The following is a 19932-nucleotide window of genomic DNA, read 5'->3' as shown; positions in this document are numbered from 1 at the left end:
AAAACCGGCCCTGGCTATCGCCGCCCTACCGTACATTCAATCTGGCCATGAGGCTCATCGGTGGGCAGAAACACGTCGTTGTTGTTGTCCAGGCCGAAGGCCGAAAGATTCATCGGGATGAAGTGCATGTTCGGGCAGGCCATGCTGATCTCGGATATCTCAGGAACTGCGGCCAATGCCGCCTCGCCCATCCGGTACAGACTGTCCTGCACGCTCCTGCTGTAGGTTGTCGAGAAGACCTTCAGCACCGTAGCGAGGATAAGCGAATTCGCGGCCGGATAACTATCGGGCTTTGCGGCCCAAGCCCATGACGCGACCATGCTGGTCGCGCAGATGCGATCCGCAGTCTCCGGGATCGTAGTGTAGCGATCCTTGACGTAGTTTTCCCAGCCCGATTGGGTCGACTTCATGAACGCGAACCCGTCGATACCCGAAACCAGTGACGGCGCGCCGCCGCGGGTCATCGCAACTTCAACCGTCGGACGACCGTTGGCGTCGAGCACGAAGCTGTGTGGATGTGGCTTGCCGTCAAAACTCAGTCGGCTCCATTTGGTCTCGTGCGACGCAATCGCGACGGATGAAATCTGCGGATAGGTGTCGAGATATTTCCTCGCCAGCACCTGGCAGAACTCCTCGGTACAGAGACCGGTGTTCTCGCGCGCCACCACGTTGACGATGTTCTTGATGGTGTCGGTCGAGACCGTCATCCTGTTGTCGGCGTGGGTAAAGGTGCGAGCGAAATCGCCTTCAAGCATCGCCTTGATGCTCAGCTGACTAACCTCCTGCCGGTCTCCATCGCGGTGAATCCGCATCACACGGACCCGGCCCTTGCCATATCGGTTCTTGATCAGCGGCACGTCACAGTCTCCAGCAATGGCGTTACGGCGGCGGCGCCGGCCGCCGGTCATGGCCAGTATCGAGCAACGTTCGTGCCATCGGCAAGCCCTTGCCGCGCACTGGACCGGGCGGCATCCACGGCGCGGGCGATCGCTGCCGGAATCTTCACCATGCATGCCGCGCCTTTCGGCAACCGTCCACCGCCTGCGACCTCGCCCCAGAGCGGTTACGGGACGTCAGATTCGCGCCTCGACGAACGCTCTTTGCGTGGACCGGCTTCCATTTCGCCCGACACCTTCTAGCTGCCGCGATAGGTCGCGTAGCTCCATGGTGTGACAAGCAGCGGTACGTGGAGGTGACCTTCGGGTTCGCTGACCGAAAAGCGCAAGGGTATCCTGTCCAGGAACGGCGGATCGGACAGGGGTACGCCGCGCCCGGCGAAATAGTCGCCGACGTTGAACCGCAACTCGTATGTCCCGGCCGGAACGGGCCGTCCGCCAATCAAGGGGTGATCGGTCCGCCCGTCGGCGTTTGTCGAGGCACGCGTCACGATGCGGCTCACACCAAGTTCCGAGAGTTCGACCAGCTCGACGGCGACCCCGGCGGCTGGCCTGCCACTATGGGTATCCAGCACGTGGGTCGAGAGGCGCCCGTGAACGGCAAGCCTGTCGTCGGCCGTTACGGTCTGATCGAGCCGCAGTGCCGCGATTCGAAAGATTTCTTCCACCGAGTTCGTAATTTCGACGGCGATGTCATTCGGCAGGCGTCGCTCGAAATTGCGCAGAATGGAATCCTTGGTGTGGCGGCGCACACAGACGATGTAGGGAAAGCCGAACTTGGCGCGATAAGAATTGTTGACACGCTGAAACGCTTCGTATTCAGCATCCGACAGGCGGTCTAGTCCCGCACCATTCTGCTCGGCAAAGGAGTCGTCGGTGAGGCCTGCCGCACGTTGCGTCTTGTCGGCGAGATCGGGATGCGCCTTGATCAAGGCCAGTTGCAGTTCGGCCGGCGCCCGCTCGACCGCGGCTTTCATCGCCGTGAACAATTGAGCGATGCCGGCATAGGGCCGATCCATCGCGACCTGCTCGGCAATCCACGGCGAATGCTCGAAGACGTTGGCAAGAGCCGCGACAAAATCATTCCGGCTCGCATTGTTGAGACCGATCAACGTCGTCATGACTTCGTCCACTCGTTCATTCGATGGATGGGTTCGCGGCGCGATGCACCGGAGATCATCCCGTGCAATGCACACCCCTGCTGCAACGCACTAGTCCCCTTGCTTCCGCCGGTCGTAGGACCAACCAAACAATCCAGACCGTTGCACTTCTGGTTCCGGTGGCGGCGCAGCGGCTCTGGACTCGGCCTCCGGCGCTGCGGCTACCGGTACATCCTGACATTTCATCGAATAGACCAGTTCGCCTTTCGCGGTGCGACCAATAGGAGCGCAGATGTCCGCAGGTGCGGTTGCGGCCCTTGGGGCTGCCTTGGGCGTTGTCCGCGTCTCTGCGGCCGCGGCGGAAGCGGCCAGCAGCGTGACAAGCAGGATCATCGTCTTCATCGGCTGTGCTTCTCGCATGTTGTGTGTGCGGCTGATCGACATCGCCGCACGATACCCCCTGCCAAAAATTTAGTCGCGCCCAATTATTTTGCGCACCACTTCGTGATTGCAGCCGGGCTAAGCAACGCCGGCGCCGCCACTATTTGCCAGAAACAAGGCCGACGATTCCTCCGGCCGGACGCCCAAGGGAGAACCAAATGAAGAAAAACACTCGCGTTGTCTGCACCGTTCTAGCTGGTCTGCTGCTCGGATCGATCTCGCAAGGCGCTACTGCCGCGGAACGTCACCGCAAGGCGCATGTTGTGCCGACCCAGCAATCGCAGTCCCGGCCTGCCGACGCCTACGCGGCTTGGCAGCCACCCAGGATCAGCAGCCCCGTGCCCTCGTATTACGCCGGCGGCTATTCGGCTCCGGCCGGACATTAGACCAACTCCAGACTGTGGCGCGCCAAGACATCTTCGGCCTGGCCCTGTCGGTCAGGCCGAAGTCGCGACAGACGCCTTGCCGGACTGGAGCCCATCATCAGCTTGGCTTCGCCGCCCGCAACGGCTATTCCATTTCGAGGTGATACCACCGCAGCTTCTCACGCGTGATGCAACGAATGGCGCGATCGGCGAGCCACTTCTTTGCGGTGCCGTAATGCACGACATGCACCGAGAAGCCGCCGCTGGGGTCTCGAAGTACCCCGACCTCCGCCACAGCCTCGCATCCCGGCCAGAGCCGGATCTCCTGAAGGCACTCCTCAGTGAGCACCGACCGGACAACACCCGCGGTGTATCTCACAGAACCGCTCCAAGTCCCAGATGCATCGATCGGTCTGAGTTCTAAGCGTCGTAGGCCGTGTACGGCCAATACTGCCGATGGATTAATCCCGCGGATTCGTGGGAAATCGCAGCGCTCGCTTCCGTCACAACGCGACCGGCCCCATCGCAAATGATTGCACCGAACGGGCGACCGCTGCACCGGGCGGACGGCCCGGAAAGCGCAACTGCCCATCGAAGCAACGTAGGCTTTCCAGATCTCAGCGGCGGAAGTTCATCTCGGTTCAAGCGACCCTCTCCCTCGGCTGCTCCTTTTCGTTGTGCTCGTCCAGCAACGCGAACAGGCGCTTTCGCATGATCATCCCGGGCCGATCGGAAGGCATGTGCATTTCGAGCTTCCGGCTCATGTCGACGATCGCGTCAGGATCAGTCGATTCGAGCATCTCGCGATCCTCCGCAATGATGGCGGCGTCCCAATCGATCAGTTCCTGGGTGGAGCAATCGGCTTCGGTATCGTTGCGGAAAAGCAACTGCACGACCTGGATCTGGCCGTCGGAGATCGGCGTCGCGCAATTGAAGATGATGTGACGAATGCCGGACGGATACTCCATGTCGAGGCGGCGGCAGAACGGCATGAACCACTTGTTGCGCTGATGACGCCTTGTGGTTGGATCGGTCGTTCCGCTGATCCGGAAAGCGTTCGGCGGATTGCGGATGGTGATGATGGTCTCGGCGTCGAAACCATCCTCGGTTTCGGTGATCTCGTACTTCTCGGGCTTCGGCTGATTGATGTCGCCGAACGTCCCCTTGTGCACAAACGCGAAATGGGCGTTGTCGAACGAGTTTTCCATCAGGCGGAGCGCCGCCGTGTCCCACTTCTCGTAAAACTGATGGATGCGGCGATAGCCCGTTTTGCCCTCTTCGGGAATGTCGGGAATGCCGCTCAACGGCTCATCGAGGGCGACCCAGACATAACCGTATCGTGCGCTGGCCCGGAACGAGCGCGCCCTGGCATCGGGGATCGGCTGCTCGAAGGGAAACTGCGGGACCATGACCAGCTTGCCGTCACGGTCGTACTCCCAGCCGTGATAGCCGCAGACGATATTCCCATTGTTGCACCAGCCTTTCGACAGCTTGGCGGTACGATGGCAGCAGCGATCCTCGAGCGCGGCCGGCGCGCCATTGGCATCCAGGAACAGCACGATCGGCTCCCCCAGCAGAGTGAAGGGCTGTGGACCTGCCCTCAGATGGTCGAGAGGCATCGTTGCGTACCAGAAGCGGCGCAGCACGGGTTGCTTGGTAGCGAGCATCATTTCCTCCGCGGTTCAGGCAGCCAGACGCGAGACAACGCGGGCCGCATCGAATTTCAGCTTTTGCATGTCGAGGCCGGGAATCGCACCGTCCTCGACGACCAGGCGACCGCCGACCAGCAAATGGCGAACGTGCGCCGAGCCGCCACACGTCACCGGCGCGATCATGGGATCATGCATGCCGAAGTGGCGCGGCTGGTCCAGGCTGAAGATGGCGATATCGGCCTGCTGGCCCGGCGCCAGCGTACCGACGCGCGGCAGGCCCAGCACGCGCGCACCGCCCGCCGTGGCCCAATGCACGACGTCTTCCGCGGTCACCGCGTCGGCCCCCTTCACGGCGCGATGCGTGTGCCAGCAACTGTGCATCTCACTGATCATGTCAGCCGCCTCATTGGAGGCCGCGCCATCCACACCGAGCGACACCGCGCCGCCCAGCCGGGCCATCGCGTCCGCCGGCGCAATACCGGAACCGAGGCGGCAATTAGACTGCGGACAATGCGCCATGCCAGTGCCGGAGCGGGCCAGGATCGCCACCTCCTCTGGATCGAGATGGACCAGATGCGCGAACCAGACGTCCTCGCCGAGCCAGTCGTGCTCTGCGAGCCAATGGACTGGCCGCTTGCCATGAACCGACAAGCAGAAATCGACATAGTCAGACGTTTCCGAAAGATGGCTGTGCAGCCGCAGCTTCATGCGCCGCGCGGCGGCGATCACTTCGCGCAACTGGCCCGGATCCAGCGACCAGGTCGGCGTGGTCGGCGCCAGTGCGACGTGGGTCAGGCTGGCCGGCGACGGATCGTGGAAGCGCTGCGCACAGGCCTCGACCGATTGCAGCATCCGATCCAGCGTTTCGACCGGCATCGGCACAAACTGATCGGTATCGAAATGGCGGCTGACGGTCGCGCCTCCGCGGCAGAACACGAGGCGAATGCCGAAGTCGCGCGCAACGTCGAAAATCACCTGCGCCGGATCGAAGCGAAACGTGTCGCTGAAGAGATAGTGGTGATCGGCGACCGTGGAGGTGCCCGAGAGAAGCAGCTCGGCGAGTGCAATCCGCGCAGCGACCGCCAGGGCCTCTTCGTCGATCGCGGACCAGAAGCGGTACGGTACCGAGCGCAGCCACCCTGCGAGCGGAAGATTGATGCCTTCGCGAACACCTTTCAGCACGCTCTGGAACATATGGTGATGGGTCGATACGAGACCCGGATAGATCACGCAGCCCCTTGCGTCGAGCCTGCGCTCGTCAGGCTCGGACTGCAGTGCGCCGATTGCAACGATCACGCCATTGCGGATCCGGATCGCGCCGGTCGTTCGCATCGCCTCGCCCGGCAGGCCCGTGAAGATCCCGGTGGCATTCTCGATCAGCATTGATGTCATGTCTCGGCCCGGATCTCGCTTTCATGCCAATTCGATAACGCAAGCCGCGAAAGCGCCGCCATGACGGTGAACAGCAAGACGCCGGTCAGCGTGATCAGGAACAGTGCCGCGAACATGCGGGGAATATCGAGCGTGAAACCGGCATCGAGGATCTCATAGGCGAGGCCCGAAGAGCGCCCTCCCGTGCCTGCCACGAATTCGGCGACCACTGCGCCGATCAGCGCGAGGCCGCTCGAGATGCGCAGCCCGCCGAAAAAGTAGGGTAACGCACCGGGTATGCGAAGCTTGATCAGGGTCTTCAATCGGCTCGCCCGGTTCATCCGAAAGTAGTTTGCAAGGCCCGGATCGACACTGCGCAGACCTAGCGTCGTGTTCGAGATGATCGGGAACAGCGCGACCAGGGTCGCGCAGATCGTCAGCGATATCTGGGTATTCTTCACGAGGATGATGATCAGCGGCGCAATCGCGACCACCGGCGTGACCTGCAACAGCACCGCATAGGGAAACAGGCTGACCTCGATCGCCCGGCTCTGCACGAACATGAATGCGATCAGGGTGCCAATCACGGTCGCAGCAACGAAGGCCTGCAGCGTCACCCGCAATGTCACCAGCAGGGCCCGCAGCAGCGACGGACCGTGCTGCACGAGGCTTATGAAGATATCACTCGGCTTGGGAAACAGGTACACCGGAACGGAGGCCAGGCGGAAACTGCCCTCCCACAAGCCGAACAGCACGATCCCGACGGCGACCGGAGCCGCGACCCGGACGAAGGCGTCCGATTGCAGCAGCGGCTTCATGCTTCGCCCCCGCTCGACCGCGGCAGCGAAGCTTCAGCGAGCCAGGTCGAGAGCTCCCGGCAATAGGCAGCGAATTTCGGGCTGTCGCGAAACCCGACCCCACGCGGCTGCGGCTCGTCGATTGTCATGGTGCGGAAGATGCGGCCGGGACCGGCAGCCATCACGATGATCCGGGTCGAGAGAAACACGGCCTCATAGATCGAATGGGTGACGAACACTGTCGTGAGCTTGCGGTCCCACCACAGCCGAACGAGATCGTCGTCCAACTTGTTGCGCGTGAACTCGTCGAGTGCGCCGAAGGGCTCGTCCATCAGGAGGAGGTTTGGCTGCGTCACGAGCGCCCTGGCGATCGACACCCGCATCCTCATTCCGCCCGACAGCTGCCGCGGGTAGTGTTGACCGAACGCTGACAAGCCGACCCGCGCGATCGCATCCTCGACCAGCGGGGCCGCCTCCACCCTGGGCATGTCGGCAAGCTCAAGCGGCAGCCGGACATTGGCTTCGACGCGCGCCCAGGGCATCAGGGTCGGCTCCTGGAACACGAAGGCGAGCCGTCTTCCCTCTTGCCCGACCTGGCCGTGGTCGCCGCGCCACCACAACAGCCGACCGTCGGTTGGCTCGATCAAGTTGGCGATCAGCTTGAGCAAGGTACTCTTGCCGCAGCCGGAGGGGCCGATCAGCGTCAGGAACTCGCCGTCCGCGATCGTAAGGTCGATCGGCGCAAGGCCCCGCGTGCGGTTCGGAAACAGCTTCTCCGCCGAGAGCACCTCGACGACGGGCGGACGGCCTTCGGAGGTCGTCCTGGGCCCGGTGTCGTGATCGAACGCGCAGGGCGGCGGCAGAACGTTCATGGCCGCTCCTATTTCACGCCAATCCTGAGATCCTTGACGAAACGGTCGTCAAACGACTTTTGCCAAGCGGTCTTAGGATCGAGCAGCTCGCCGGCCACCAGGAAGTCGTAGACTTGCTTGTAGCGCTCGGCGGTGATGATGCCGATGCCAAGCTTCGCTGCGTCGCCGCCGTCGACCGCTTTGCTCTGCTTGAGCTTCTCGATCGCAAACGCGATCTGCCCGTCGGTCATCTTGGGATTGTCAGCCTTGATCAGGCCGTTCGCCGGAGCAGGATTCTGCAGATAGTCGCGCCAACCTTCGAGCGAAGCCTTGACGAAGCGAGCCACCACGTCCGGCTTTTCGGCGACCATTCGCTCGGTCGTCACGATTGTCGAGCCGTAGGGTGGATAGCCGCCATCTGCCAGCAGGAAGAACTTCACTTTCTCCTTCTGCTCCTGCGCTTGATACGGCTCGGATGACGGGTAGGCCTGCTGTGCCATGGTCTTGTCGGCGAAGAACGGCTGGAGGTTGAACGTGTATGGCCGGATCTGGTCGTCGCTGTAACCGTATTTCGCCCTCAGCCATGGCCAGAACGTCACGCGCGAGGATCCCGCGATCAAGATCGGCCTGCCCTTCAGCGCTGCAAGGTCCGGCACGTCGTCATGGGTCATGATTCCCTGCAGGTCGAACTGGAACGACGATGCGACAGTCACGAGCGGCAGGTTCTGCTCGCGCCCTTTCATCACCTGGATGTCGTAGCCCATGATGAAATCCGCATCGCCCGCGAGCAGAAGCTGCGTGCCGTTGACCTGGGGACCGCCCATCTTGATGGTCACGTCGAGGCCGGCCTTGTCGTAGAGACCGGTCGCCTTCGCCTGATAGAAGCCGCCATGCTCGGCCTGCGCGAACCAACTGGTGAGGAAGGTGACCTTGTCGGCAGCCCGAGCGGGAGCGAGCGACAGCACAAGCAAGGCGCTCCCCACCAGGGCGGAAGCAAACGTTCGGGAGGCAATCGTCATGGCCATCATGGCTACCCTTAACCGTCCGGTGAATGCCAGCTGCGGATGATTTCAATATTGTCTGGACGGCAACCCGCTCGCGCGGATCGCACCCTCGATGAACTCAGGATGCACGCGTCGACTGTCGCCCGAAAGCATTTTGATTCGAGCGATCTGTTGCTTTTCCGGCAACGCCGATTTGTTGAGCAACAGGCACCAAATGTCGGCGCCGATCAGCCAAATTTCGGCATGCCGGCGGCAACGCCGTGGCCTAAGCTGGCAGCAGCAATGACAAATTTTGAGCCTGTGGTGATGAGCTTGCGCGCGCTTTCCCCTCCTGCAATTCGTCCCCCGTTCGCACGATACAGCCACGGCGTTGCCGTGCCGGCCGGACATCGCCTGGTGTTCACGTCCGGGCAGCTCGGCGCCGGCAGCGACGGGACTGTTCCGCCGGACAGCGAGGCACAGGCCGATCTCTGTTTTGCGAACATCGCAGCGATCCTCGCCGAAGATCGGATGACGCTGGCGGACATCGTCCGGCTCAACGCCTATGTGACGGCGCGCGAGCACATGCAGGGCTACATGCGGTCACGCGACCGGCTATTTCCCGGGACGCCGCCGTCCTCGACCCTGATGATCGTGTCCGGCTTCAGCCGGCCGGAATTCCTGGTCGAGATCGAAGCGGTCGCTGCCGCGCCGGACCCGAGCTAGCGAGCTTTCCAGCCGAATGCATTTCCGCTCGCGTCAAGAAAGCCGTCCCGGACGGACCTAGCTCTAGAACCGGCGCATTTCGCGTCTGACCTTGGCCAGAAAGCGCGCGCGTTTGGCCGGCGTGGCAACGTTCATGTGATAGAGCGCATGATAGCGCGTCGTCGCCCTTGCCCCGGTGAACCACGGCAGATATCGCTTGATGAGCTTGCGCGGCGGATCGGCCATCGCAATCGCCTGCCAGCGCGGGCGGCCATAGGTTGCGATGCCGCAGATGCGGCGGACGTGATGCAGCATCGGCTGTGCCCGCGCGGGATCGGACAGATCGAGCGCGATGCCGGGGCCGAACATTCGATCGAACCAGCCCTTGAGCATGGCTGGCGGCCCGAACGACCAGGTCGGAAACTGCACCACGATCGCGTCGGCCGCCATCAGGCGGTCGGCGTAGGCCTGATTGCTGTACCGGTTGCGCACGGGGTCGTGGTAGTCGCGCCGACGTTCAGCCGTCAGGACCGGATCGAATCCCTCCGCATAGAGATCGAGCAGATCAACGGCATGGCCGGCTTCGGCGAGCCCGGCCAGCGCCTCCCCGCGGATCGCGGCGTGGAAGCTGTCGGCAAGCGGATGGCAGTAGACATAGAGAACGCGCATATCACGACCCGGCAGCGACGAAACTTCGCATCTTGCCGGGATTGAGCAGATTGTGCGGATCGACCTCGCGCTTGAAGCCCAGTTGATCCGCGTCGGCACGCTTGTAGCGACTGCCGTCCTCGACCGTGTAGACGTGCGGATTGGCGATGAAAACGCCGCGCTGCTCGTGCATCCGGATGATCTCGTTCAGTCGCTCAGCGCCGCGGTAGCGCACGACCGGCAGGCCGCTGCAGGTGACCCGGCCGCCAAAGCGGATGAACTCGAGATGTTGCAGCACCTCATCCGGAAACAGCGCCTCCATCTCGGCAACTTTCTCCATCAGGCCATCATGCGGATAGAGACATTGCAGATAGGTGACGGTGCGGTCGGACTTCAGGACCTGCAGCGTGGTGTGATTCCAGGTGTATTCGTAGAGCGGCACCTGGCCCGGGCTGTCATCGGTCAGGGTCTCCAGCGAGATGGTCCCGCGACGACCAAGCAACGATTTGAAGCTTTCGAGCGACGGCTCGGCGATCATCGCGATCAGGATGCTCTGTCCGTCGGCTACGCAAGGTCTCAACGCACCGAAGTAGGACGGGAGCGGCCAGCTGATCGGCGACAGCAACTTCTTCGTGATGCCATCGGCAAGAGCTGCCTCGTATCCGACCGCCACCGCATCCAGGAAGTCGTCGAAGCAGACGACGACGTCGATCCAGCGCCAGGCCGGAGCCAGCGGCATTTCCAGTGCCGTGATGATTCCCGTGGTGCCATAGGCACGGTTGATCTTTTGTGCCGCCTCGCCGCGCAGTTCGATGACCCGGGGCGTTTCCTCGACGGAGACGATGCGGGCTGCCTGGATATTGCCCGGCTCGCGCAATCCACCATACGTCACGGATCCGATGCCGCCGGAACCGCCGGCAACGAAGCCACCGATCGTCGCCGTGCGCTTGGTGGACGGATGCATGCGCAGTTCCCAGCCCGTCGGCTGCAGGTCGGCGTCGATGGCGCTGAGCTTCGCGCCCGCGCCAGCACGTATCGTTCCGGGCGCCGTCCATTCAATGGCCGACAGCGCCATGATATCCAGCAGCACCCCGCCTTTGAGTGGCACCGCCTGACCATAGTTTCCAGTGCCACCGGCGCGGACCGTCAGCGGCACGCGATGGCGCGCACAGGCCGCAGCGAGCCGGATGACTTCGTTCTCGTCGCGCGGGACGACAATCAGGTCCGCCGATTTGTCATTCAGCAGATCATTCAGGATGGGGCTGTACCAGAAGAAGTCGCGCGAGCGGCGCCGCACCACCTTGTGGTCACGGATCACCGTCATGTCGCCGAGATCGGCAACTAGCAGGTCCAGCGCGCTGGCGGAAAGCTCGCTCACGACGTTTCGTCCTGGCTGGATTGCGCACTGGCGAGTTCGGCCAGGATCTCGTTCGACCTGACGACGAAGCCAAAGCACTGGCGGACGTTGTAGAGGGTGGCGGCGAGGCAATAATCCGGCGACGTCGTGGCCGTGCAATCCTGCAGCAGGAGGCAGTCGTAGCCGCGGAAATTTGCGTCCTGCAGCGTGCACAACACGCACTGGTCGGCGTTGACGCCCGCAAACATCAGCGTCGTGACGCCGAGATTGCGCAGAATGCTGTCGAGCTCGGTATCCTGGAAACCCGACATCCGGTATTTCGCGACCTCGATATCGGAGGTCGCGACGGCGAGTTCCTCGACCACGGCCGCAGACCAGCTGCCACGCTCCAGCACGCGTGCCCCGGCGCGCGGCAACGCGTCGCCGAGGCCGATGCCGGCGCCGCTCGGCTTGTAGACGTGCAGCAGCGCCGGGCTGAGATTGAGACGGTCCGGCCGATTACCCCAGTTGACCCAGATCACCGGCATTCGACAATCGCGCAGCACCGGCAGCAGACGCCGCAGCGGCTCGATGGGTGCACGCGCCGGCGCTATGTCGACCCCGATATGGGCCAGCCAGCCGTCCGGGTGGCAGAAATCGTTCTGCATATCGACGATGATGATTGCGCTGCGCGCAAGGTCGATTGAAATCACCTTGCCATCGGCCCGCAGCGCAACCGGGCGCGGCGGAACAGGCTGTCGTACCAAATCGGCGCGGCTGTCCGACACCAGCCAGAGGTTGCGCTCGCTCGAACCCAGCGGCGTGAGCGGTTCGGCGGCCGGGTCATGGCGGGAAGCAAAGTTCATGACTGGTGTCCCTGCAGGACGCGGATATCCTCCGCATCGAGCTCCACCGGCTCGCCGCCACGGATCAGTTCCGCAAACCCCTCATTCGGCGTCATCACCGTGAGCGTGTAGAGCTTGCCGGCACCGGTATTCTCGATCACATGCTGGGAGCCCGGATGCAGCAGCAGCGAATCGCCCTTCCGGATCGGCACCGTCCTGCCGTCGCAGCTGGCGAGTCCTTCGCCATGCAAGACGTGGAAGAATTCGTGCGCGATCGCGTGCTCGTTCGGCGGCGTGGCGCCGCCGGGCCGGAAGATCTCGATGACGAAGATATTGTCTATTCCGTCAGTCGCATGATCGAACAGGATTGCGAAATAATTCGTGTCGTTCGGCGAGATGCGAAAGGCCTTGGTCTGGGCAAGTTGCGCGATACCGAATGCCATGCGTCGGTTCCTGTCGTGTTCAGATCTGCTCGGGCTGATCAAATGCGGTGCGGGTCGCAACCGCCGCCAGCGGATACCGGGCGATCTCGTCCACGAGCGTCACCAGGCGCGCGGCCGCGCGCTCGACCACCATCTTGCCGAGCCCGGCGGTTGCCCTGGTGGCGTCGCCGCAGGCGCCCTTGGGATGAAGATCTTGGGTCTGCCAGCCGAATTTGACGACGCCTTCCAGTCCAAGCATCTCGAAATCGCGCGCGACCCGCGTCGTCGCGGGCTCGAAGTTTTCGGCCCGGCTCATCGCCACGGTCTCCGGCGCCAGATGCAGCATCACACTGGTTTCGATCTGGCCGCCGTGAATCCCGTGGCGGATCTCGTCCGCGTCGAACAAATCGGTCATGTCGATCAATTGCGGCCACATCGTCGTCGCCGCAAACATGCCGAAGCGGACGCGAAGGTCGCGGCAGACGATCTCGAGCAGCTGCGGCTGGCCGCCGTGCGAGTTCAGGAACAGGATCTTGCGGACCCCGGCGCGGTGCACTGACTCGCCGATCTCGCACCATACTTTTGCAAGCGTCTCATGCGAGAGCGTCAGCGTGCCCGGAAACGCCAGATGCTCGTCGGACTTGCCATACGGCAATGGCGGAAGCACGAGCGCGGGACAATCGGGATGCATCAACTCGACCGCACGGGTCACGATCCCCCATCCGATCGCCGCATCGACCTTGACCGGCAGATGCGGCCCATGCTGCTCGACGGCGCCAACCGGAAGGATCGCGACGGCTCGTTCGCCATCGAGTTCGGCGAAGTCACCTGTCGAGAGATCCCACCACCAACGAGATTTCACTGCCATCGCAAGACCCGAGCCGGTGGCCAACCCCGCATATGCGTGGACCACCGACCGAGGATCTTGCACGTGCATCCATCACTTCAAAGCGCTTAGATTCGGCAACCCCGTTGCCTTTTGGGCAACGGCGCGCCATGGTCGGCATATCATCTTTCGGATCGGTGACGATGCTGCATAGCCGCCTCCTGAGCTACATCGACGAGGTTGCGCGGACCGGATCGATCCGCAAGGCGGCAAACCACCTCAACGTCGCAGCCTCCGCCATCAGTCGCCAGATCCTCGCCCTCGAAACGCAACTGGGTACCCCGATCTTCCAGCGTCTGCCAAAGAAGTTGATCCTGACCGCCGCGGGCGAAGTCCTGATCGGGCACATCCGGCAAACGCTGAAGGAGTTGACGCGGGCTCAGGCAAAGATCGAGGAACTCAAGGGACTGCGCCGCGGAGAGATTACAGTCGCGATGATGAGCGGGCTCGCCTCCAACCTCGTGCCGGGCACGGTGAAAGAATTCCGCCTCGCCAACCCGCGCGTCAAGCTGAACCTGACGCTCTTCAATACCGGGGCAGAAATCCAATCCGCGGTCGCAAACGGAGAGGCCGATCTCGGGATCGGCTTCGATTTCGCCAAAGATGCGAACCTGAAGTTGCTGGCGCGCGCGGTTGCCAGGCTTGGCGGGGTGATGGCTCCGGACCATCCATTGGCGAAACGGGCAAGTATTCGTCTCAACGATTGTGTCGACTACCCGATCATCATTGCCGACAGCAGCAGCGCGATACGACCCTACCTCGATGCCGCTTTCACGAGGGCAGCGCTGGATCTTCGACCGATCATCGAGACAAATTCCATCGAGATCATGAGGCACGCCGCAATTCTGGACAACGGCATCACATTCCTCACCCCCTTCGACATCGAGTTCGAACGCAGGGCGGGCCGGCTCGCTTACGTTCCGGTCCGCGAACTCACCAATGACGCTCAGGCGCTGATGCTGATCGGTCACGAGCGTGGCACCAGCGCCATTGCGAGTGTCCTCGCCGAAATGCTCAAGGCAATGATGCTGAGTACCATCTTGTAAAAATCCAGCCGAGCCGAGCGGATCCGCGCGATCTGGACCGGCCAGCGCGAGGGCGATCCGATCCGCCGCGCTGGTCCGGCGATCGACGCGGGGATCAATGAGCACCCGACGGTTCACGAACCTCCAGGGGGCTCTGCGGTGGTGCGCTTGGCCCTGGCCCGCAACCTTCACAGGCCACGCCCTGAAAGAGGTTGGGAGCGCATTCTGGACCGATCTGCGGCTGGCAGAGAGTGCGATGGAGAAGCTCGCTCGCCTGTTTTCGACGGGAGCTTGTAAGGTCGGAGACAACGAAACGGGCCCCGTTCCGTCAAAGCCCCCCTGACAGATTCGAGCTTTGATCTCGCGGAGGGCTGCCAACCATTTGATTTGATGGGTGGGCGCACCAGGGCTCGATATCAATGGCTTGCGATGCTTGGACAAGGAAATAGCTGCATTTCTTGCCGACAAATACCTTTCAGGACCAGGCATTTGGCACTGCGCCCCAGCTTCGCACAACGAGCCTTATGCAAATCAAAGAATCTATGGCCAAGTGGCCCTTGTCGATTCAGGTGGGGATCTGAGTCATTCCCGCTTGACTGAGTCTACCGCCGACACCCCGATTGCCAGCATATGGGTGACCCGCCCCTCGCAACGCACAGCCCGAGGATGTCCCGCGTCACGCCAATCTTAGATCGGCAGCCGTAACTGACCTGTCGAAGAGCTCCCAAGATAGCCGGCCGTCAAGTTGCGTTGGTCCGAGTTAGCGCCCGAGCCCTGCGAAGCGGCATCGGACCGGTTCGGACGCATGGAAGTCATCCCCGGAATGGCGTTAGCCGTCGCAGTCAATATCGGCGCCACACCCCTGGAAGTGATGGTTCGATGCGATCCTATCGGGCCGGCTATTTGGAGGGCGTTCCCACCCCCTGGTTCATTAGTCGACATCAGGCGCACGCGCCCCAAGTGTGGAACTTCTAGCTGTTGCGCCGCTTACGTCAGCAACGGATTCCTTGCCGATGAATGCTGAAACCGAACTGAAATTCCGCGTTGCGCCGCGCAAATTGTCCTCCATCTTGCGCAACGGCGGTCGGCTGGCCGGCGACCTATCCGAACGAGTACTTGTGTCGACCTATTATGACACGAAGAAGAATAAGCTTAGACGACACGGTCTAACACTTCGCGTCCGCAAGACCGGCGATCGTTACATGCAGACCCTGAAGGTCACGGGCGCGGCCGTAACGCGGGGCGAATGGGAATGTGAGCTCGCCGATAAAAGGCCTGACCTCAAGAAGGCAAAGACCACGCCTCTCGAAGACTTGGCTGACGGAAAGCTTGCTCGCAAGTTACGGCCGGTCTTTCGAACCAGCGTCCACCGCACGGCGCAGATAAGACGAGTTCGGAAGAGCCAAATTGAAGTCGCTGTCGATCGTGGCCAGGTTAACGCCAGACGGCGCTCGCGGCCCATTGCCGAGGTCGAACTGGAGCTGAAGTCTGGACATCTGGCCGATCTTTTTCGACTGGCGCGCAGTATCGAACGCAGGGCTGGCGCTGAACTTGATCCGAGTTCGAAGGCGGAGCGCGGCTTCCAGCTTGTCGCCGGACATATTGAGGGCGCGCAGCATGCCGAGCCGATCCAACTCGAACGCGAATTTGCGCCGCGCGATGCATTCCGCGTGATTGCGCACTCGACGGTTCGTCACATCACCGCGAACAGCGATCCGGTGCGGAACATGGATTCCGAGGGCGTGCATCAGATGCGCGTTGGCCTGCGGCGGCTACGAGCTGCCATCTCCCTCTTCGATGATATCTTGCCGCACACAGATACTGCGCGGGTCAAGGCGGGGCTCAAATGGCTCACGACAGAACTCGCACCGGCGCGAGAGATCGACGTATTTGTCGGGGAACGCATTCAGCCAATCGCGAGGCATGACGCACCGAGACGCGGCGCACGTGCAATCCGCAAGAAATTTTCACAGCAACGCATCGCAGCTTTCCGACGCGCGCGTGACGCGATTGATTCCCCCCGCTACCGCCACCTGCTGATAGATACGGTCGAGTGGATCGAAACGGGACGGTCCCGCGCATCGAATGATCAATCGATCGGCGCCTATGCGAAGGACGTTCTCGATCGCCGAATCAGGAAGGCGCGAAAGCAGGGCAAGCGGCTGAACGATCTCGATGCGAAACAGCGGCACAAACTGCGGATCAAGATCAAGAAGATCCGCTATGCCGTAGACTTCTTTGGGAGCCTCTATAGGGATGCGGATCGGAAGGCGCTCGCACATCTCTCCAATCGGCTGAAGCGGATACAATCCGCTTTAGGATCGCTGAACGATTTCGTGGCCCATCGCAAGCTGGCGATGGAGGCCGCGTTAACGGCGCCGCCCGCGAACCGCCGCGCCCAAGCCTTCACATCGGGCCTCGTCGTCGGCCAAGAGCGCGAGGCCACCCATGACCTTATGAAGGTCGCCACGAAAGCGCTTCATGGCCTGCATCCTTTGGGCGTTGAGCCCCGCTAAACCGAATTTGGCCGCGGGTGCAGCGCTTGGAGAGCCTTCAGGTGGCCCCAGTACGGCCTCGACGCTGCGAAACAAGAATGAGGGAAGCCGCGAGGAGAGACGAATCGGAAAAGGAACAAGCGAGCGCAATCCCCGTTGTTCACATCCGGCACCGTCCGCCAAGCAGTATTGCACGTCGATCTTTGGCGCGCAGCTCCGAACCGGGATTGCTCCATTAGCGCTTGGCTCAATTGAGCGGGAGCAGATTGTGACAGACGAGCTTCTGTACCGCGGTCATCGACTGGTCGTCATCGAGCAGCCAGGCGGTGGTTCTCTGGTCGAAATCACCTCTCTCTCGGGAGGTCAGACGATTCGAACGATGACCTATCAGGGCCGTCAGGAAGCGATTGCCTTGGCGAAACAGAACATCGACAAGCATCCCGGCGGATAGCACGTTACGTTTCCAGACAGCGAGGCGCTATCGGCGGCCGCGACTCGCACACTGTCGTGTACCCAGCACTTCGCGCCCTTGTCCGATCGCGACAACAGAATAGCCCGTTTGGAACGACTCGAAATCTCACGGGTTCGCCTCACGTTCAGTCGGAGGAAACCCAATGAGATTTACCAACGTCATCTTAGCCGCTGCACTTGTTATTGGATCGATCGCAACTGCATCCGCTCAGGGCGGCGGCGGCGCTGGTGGCGGCGGAGGAAACTCTCCGGCAAATGCGAGCGGCCAAGGCGCGAGCAGCAGTCCAGGCTCCGCGAATCCGGGCGCGACGGCCAGCGATACGAAAATGAAAAGCGGCGGCTCCGGCATGACCGCACACAAGCATCGTAAGCGGCATCATCGGATGTAAGATCAGCGCTCGCCCGGCAAATCCGGCGATCCGCAGGTTCTCACCACTGCCGCGCCTCAGAAGCGAGGCCTCGCTGCCCGTCTACCCCGGAGGCCTTTGCTCGCAGCTCGCGCGGCCACTGCATTGCCCGCGATTGCGGCAAACAGCGCCATGCGACCGAATCGGCCTGCCGGAAATCTTCCGTCTGCGGGAGCGTCCGCGCTCACCATTGCGCCGCAGCTTACGCAGACGAGGGTTGCAACCACAACCTAGGTTACGAGCGGAACACGGCCAATGGACCGTAGCGAGGGGCGCCGCCGCGGACGGACGCGGAACGCGGGACCGCGAGCCTTGCCAAAGCGCAGGTCTTCAGGAACCATTGTCAACGCGCCGCACTTGCCTTGCGGATGTCCCCGGTTCAGCTATGACGCGCTTTCAACAGACCAGCTCCTCTGTCTTCTCGATCTGGATGGGACTGCTGGTTGCTCTCGTGAGCCCCGCGCCGTGCGCGCACGCCGCGCTCAACCGGGATCAATTGGAGCATGTCGGAGCTACGTCCACCCTGGGCAACCAATTGCCGCTCCAGGTGCCCCTTGCGAACGAGCAGGATCAGACCCGGCCTCTTCGGGCATGGCTGCAAACGACCCCGATCGTTTGGATCAATGCCGATTACACCTGCGCGACACTTTGCGGTCCGCTGCTGTCGATCGTCTCGAATGCTTTGGCTGATACCGGATTGCGGCCTGGGCTCGATTTCCGGCTGCTGGTGCTCGGCCTTGATCCAAAGGACACGGCTGGCGACGCCCGGGCCATGAAGGCAAAGCAGGTCACTACTCGCGGCGAAGTGGCAAATCATGCGACATTCTTGCGCGGAACCCCTTCGGCCGTGAACGCGCTACTGGCGGCCTTCGGCATTCGGACGAGCTACGACAGCCAGCGCGACCAGTTCGCGCACCCCATCGCGGCATTCGTGGTGACGCCCGATGGCCGCATTTCGCGCTCGCTGTCCGGCCTCGCCATCGATCCCGGCAGCCTGCGGCTTGCGCTGGTCGAGGCCGGCCGCGGCCATATCGGTAGCTGGTCCGATCAAATCCACCTGCTCTGCTACGGCTTCGATCCCGCAACGGGCGTCTACACCCTCGCAATCTGGCGGGTGCTAGCAGGCGCCGTCGTGATTACAACGGCCGCCCTCATCGTGCTGGTGGCGCTTCTGATCCGGCGGGGTGGCGTCTCCCCCAAGCCTGGCTGACGAGGCGGCCGTCATTGGCCAGCGCCCTGTCGAAAGCCAGCCACAGCAGTGATCCAGTGAAGAGCACTGCGGCAAGCAGCATCAGCGCCGTCGTCAGCGGTGCAATATTGTGAACCGCCGGCAGGATCAGAAGCGTTGCCTCACACCAGCGCATCAGCAGGGTCAGCCCGCAGAGTTTCATCAGCGCGCGGGGGCTGGAGCGAACCGTCGCGCTCAGCAGCGTGAAGAACGGCAGGACGAACTGTCCGAGGGCGACAGCAGCGAGCAAATATTGCCACCCCTGCTCCGACCGGGCCTGATACCAAGACACCTCGTCCGGGATGTTGCCCGACCAGATCACGATGTACTGCATGGCATGCAGGTAACCCCAGAGGAGGATCAGCGAGAGCAGCAGCCCGCTATAGCCCGCACTCCGGCCGATCCTGCGTCCTGAGAGCAGGCTGACGCCGAGCACGAACGAACAGCCGCTAAGCAGCGTAAAGCTAAGGAAAAGAAGGCCGTAGATCGAGGAATGAAAGTCCGGCTCGAGCGATTCCATCCAGTCGACGCCGGCGAGCGAGACGGTCAAGGCGTAGACGACCAACCCCGCCGACGCGGCGCGTACCATGGCGTCGTCGTTGCGCCACGCCCGGCGCAGCCACACTGCGAACCCGATCCAGAGCCCGAGATAGAGCACGCCCCGCGATATGAAGAACCAGGGCGCAAGATAGTAAGCCTTGAATGACGGCAAGGCGGACGGATCGGCTGCCGCCGGATAGAGCTGCCTGATGAAAAGCAGGACCGGCAGCGAGGCCACGCCGATCACCGGCAACGTTGCCGTCGCCGCGACGAATTGCGCGTAGAGTGCCTCGGTCCAGACGCGACGAACCAGGTAGCCCGTCATCCACAACGCGAGCGCTCCGATCGGAACCGCGCCCCACGTCACCCAGGCCACGAGATAGGCCGCGGCCGTGGAGCGGCCGTCGAGGATGAAGCCGGCCGCGAGGATCAATCCCGTAACGAGGAGCACGATCGACCTGATGTCGC

The 19932-nt window shown here is 62.5% G+C and carries 23 protein-coding genes; 8 read left to right on the top strand and 15 right to left on the bottom strand.

Translation table 11 applies throughout. From position 1 onward, the window contains the following. Nucleotides 1-14: 14 nt before the first annotated feature. From pucL to AKN83_RS41220, 3 genes are all read right to left on the bottom strand, one after another. The gene (gene pucL / locus AKN83_RS16730; RefSeq protein WP_157113422.1) at nt 15-908 is read right to left on the bottom strand and encodes a factor-independent urate hydroxylase; all 894 of its coding nucleotides are present in this window, start codon (nt 906-908) and stop codon (nt 15-17) included. Between the two features lie 227 nt (nt 909-1135). After that, entirely contained in the window at nt 1136-2017 is an 882-nt protein-coding gene (gene uraD, locus AKN83_RS16725) for a 2-oxo-4-hydroxy-4-carboxy-5-ureidoimidazoline decarboxylase (protein ID WP_050405327.1), read from the bottom strand. A gap of 90 nt (nt 2018-2107) precedes the next feature. Then, a complete protein-coding gene (locus tag AKN83_RS41220) occupies nt 2108-2368 on the bottom strand; it encodes a hypothetical protein (RefSeq protein ID WP_244522022.1) in 261 nt (86 codons plus the stop codon). On the opposite strand from AKN83_RS41220, the gene AKN83_RS39700 reads away from it, so the two are divergent. Both AKN83_RS39700 and AKN83_RS39695 read left to right on the top strand, forming a co-directional pair. After that, nucleotides 2289-2471 carry a hypothetical protein gene (locus AKN83_RS39700; protein WP_050405181.1) on the top strand — a complete coding sequence of 61 codons (183 nt, stop codon included), beginning with the start codon at nt 2289-2291 and terminating at the stop codon, nt 2469-2471. The two genes, AKN83_RS41220 and AKN83_RS39700, sit on opposite strands and share 80 nt — an antisense overlap. Nucleotides 2472-2595: 124 nt before the next feature. Further along, nucleotides 2596-2823, top strand: coding sequence for a hypothetical protein (locus tag AKN83_RS39695; RefSeq protein ID WP_157113421.1), 228 nt, complete (start codon nt 2596-2598; stop codon nt 2821-2823). A 124-nt stretch (nt 2824-2947) separates the two neighbouring features. Here AKN83_RS39695 and AKN83_RS16715 read toward each other — a convergent pair whose 3' ends face one another. The 6 genes from AKN83_RS16715 to AKN83_RS16690 form a co-directional block, all read right to left on the bottom strand. Next, the gene (locus AKN83_RS16715) at nt 2948-3181 is read right to left on the bottom strand and encodes a hypothetical protein (protein WP_063695379.1); all 234 of its coding nucleotides are present in this window, start codon (nt 3179-3181) and stop codon (nt 2948-2950) included. Between the two features lie 262 nt (nt 3182-3443). Continuing rightward, the gene (locus AKN83_RS16710; RefSeq protein ID WP_050405179.1) at nt 3444-4469 is read right to left on the bottom strand and encodes an aromatic ring-hydroxylating dioxygenase subunit alpha; all 1026 of its coding nucleotides are present in this window, start codon (nt 4467-4469) and stop codon (nt 3444-3446) included. A gap of 15 nt (nt 4470-4484) precedes the next feature. After that, a complete protein-coding gene (locus AKN83_RS16705) occupies nt 4485-5837 on the bottom strand; it encodes an amidohydrolase family protein (protein ID WP_244522021.1) in 1353 nt (450 codons plus the stop codon). Between the two features lie 5 nt (nt 5838-5842). Beyond that, complete coding sequence (locus AKN83_RS16700; RefSeq protein ID WP_050405177.1) at nt 5843-6643, bottom strand: ABC transporter permease; 801 nt, start codon at nt 6641-6643, stop codon at nt 5843-5845. Then, nucleotides 6640-7494, bottom strand: coding sequence for an ABC transporter ATP-binding protein (locus AKN83_RS16695; protein ID WP_050405176.1), 855 nt, complete (start codon nt 7492-7494; stop codon nt 6640-6642). The genes AKN83_RS16700 and AKN83_RS16695 overlap by 4 nt, the downstream gene beginning before the upstream one ends. An 8-nt stretch (nt 7495-7502) precedes the next feature. Next, complete coding sequence (locus AKN83_RS16690; protein WP_083992128.1) at nt 7503-8498, bottom strand: ABC transporter substrate-binding protein; 996 nt, start codon at nt 8496-8498, stop codon at nt 7503-7505. Between the two features lie 261 nt (nt 8499-8759). Here AKN83_RS16690 and AKN83_RS16685 point away from each other — a divergent pair, with 261 nt between their 5' ends. After that, nucleotides 8760-9182 carry a RidA family protein gene (locus AKN83_RS16685; protein ID WP_244522002.1) on the top strand — a complete coding sequence of 141 codons (423 nt, stop codon included), beginning with the start codon at nt 8760-8762 and terminating at the stop codon, nt 9180-9182. Nucleotides 9183-9245: 63 nt separating this feature from the next. Here AKN83_RS16685 and AKN83_RS16680 read toward each other — a convergent pair whose 3' ends face one another. From AKN83_RS16680 to AKN83_RS16660, 5 genes are read right to left on the bottom strand one after another with little or no spacing between them, the layout of a single operon-like run. Beyond that, complete coding sequence (locus AKN83_RS16680; protein WP_050405174.1) at nt 9246-9830, bottom strand: NAD(P)H-dependent oxidoreductase; 585 nt, start codon at nt 9828-9830, stop codon at nt 9246-9248. A gap of 1 nt (nt 9831) precedes the next feature. Continuing rightward, complete coding sequence (locus tag AKN83_RS16675; RefSeq protein ID WP_050405325.1) at nt 9832-11133, bottom strand: FAD-binding oxidoreductase; 1302 nt, start codon at nt 11131-11133, stop codon at nt 9832-9834. Nucleotides 11134-11183: 50 nt separating this feature from the next. Further along, entirely contained in the window at nt 11184-12011 is an 828-nt protein-coding gene (locus tag AKN83_RS16670; protein ID WP_050405173.1) for a cysteine hydrolase family protein, read from the bottom strand. Next, nucleotides 12008-12433 carry a cupin domain-containing protein gene (locus AKN83_RS16665; RefSeq protein WP_050405172.1) on the bottom strand — a complete coding sequence of 142 codons (426 nt, stop codon included), beginning with the start codon at nt 12431-12433 and terminating at the stop codon, nt 12008-12010. Before AKN83_RS16665 ends, AKN83_RS16670 begins: the two co-directional genes overlap by 4 nt. 19 nt (nt 12434-12452) lie before the next feature. Then, on the bottom strand, nt 12453-13280 hold the full coding sequence (locus tag AKN83_RS16660; protein WP_050405324.1) for a creatininase family protein: 828 nt from the start codon (nt 13278-13280) through the stop codon (nt 12453-12455). A gap of 161 nt (nt 13281-13441) precedes the next feature. Between AKN83_RS16660 and AKN83_RS16655 the strand changes: the two genes are divergently transcribed. The 5 genes from AKN83_RS16655 (at nt 13442) to AKN83_RS16640 (ending at nt 18906) form a co-directional block, all read left to right on the top strand. Beyond that, complete coding sequence (locus AKN83_RS16655; protein WP_050405323.1) at nt 13442-14344, top strand: LysR family transcriptional regulator; 903 nt, start codon at nt 13442-13444, stop codon at nt 14342-14344. Nucleotides 14345-15336: 992 nt separating this feature from the next. Continuing rightward, nucleotides 15337-16839 (top strand): CYTH and CHAD domain-containing protein, encoded by a 1503-nt coding sequence (locus AKN83_RS16650; RefSeq protein ID WP_050405171.1) that lies wholly within the window; start codon nt 15337-15339, stop codon nt 16837-16839. Beyond that, nucleotides 16805-17269, top strand: coding sequence for a hypothetical protein (locus tag AKN83_RS39690; RefSeq protein WP_157113420.1), 465 nt, complete (start codon nt 16805-16807; stop codon nt 17267-17269). Before AKN83_RS16650 ends, AKN83_RS39690 begins: the two co-directional genes overlap by 35 nt. 163 nt (nt 17270-17432) lie before the next feature. Next, on the top strand, nt 17433-17678 hold the full coding sequence (locus tag AKN83_RS39685; RefSeq protein ID WP_157113419.1) for a hypothetical protein: 246 nt from the start codon (nt 17433-17435) through the stop codon (nt 17676-17678). A gap of 403 nt (nt 17679-18081) precedes the next feature. Then, the gene (locus AKN83_RS16640; protein WP_050405169.1) at nt 18082-18906 is read left to right on the top strand and encodes an SCO family protein; all 825 of its coding nucleotides are present in this window, start codon (nt 18082-18084) and stop codon (nt 18904-18906) included. On the opposite strand, the gene AKN83_RS16635 is transcribed toward AKN83_RS16640, so the two are convergent. Continuing rightward, nucleotides 18848-19897, bottom strand: coding sequence for a hypothetical protein (locus tag AKN83_RS16635; protein WP_157113418.1), 1050 nt, complete (start codon nt 19895-19897; stop codon nt 18848-18850). The genes AKN83_RS16640 and AKN83_RS16635 overlap by 59 nt on opposite strands. Nucleotides 19898-19932: the final 35 nt, after the last annotated feature.

Source organism: Bradyrhizobium embrapense (assembly GCF_001189235.2).
Lineage (GTDB): Bacteria > Pseudomonadota > Alphaproteobacteria > Rhizobiales > Xanthobacteraceae > Bradyrhizobium > Bradyrhizobium embrapense.
This window is presented reverse-complemented; position numbering and strand designations above follow the sequence as displayed.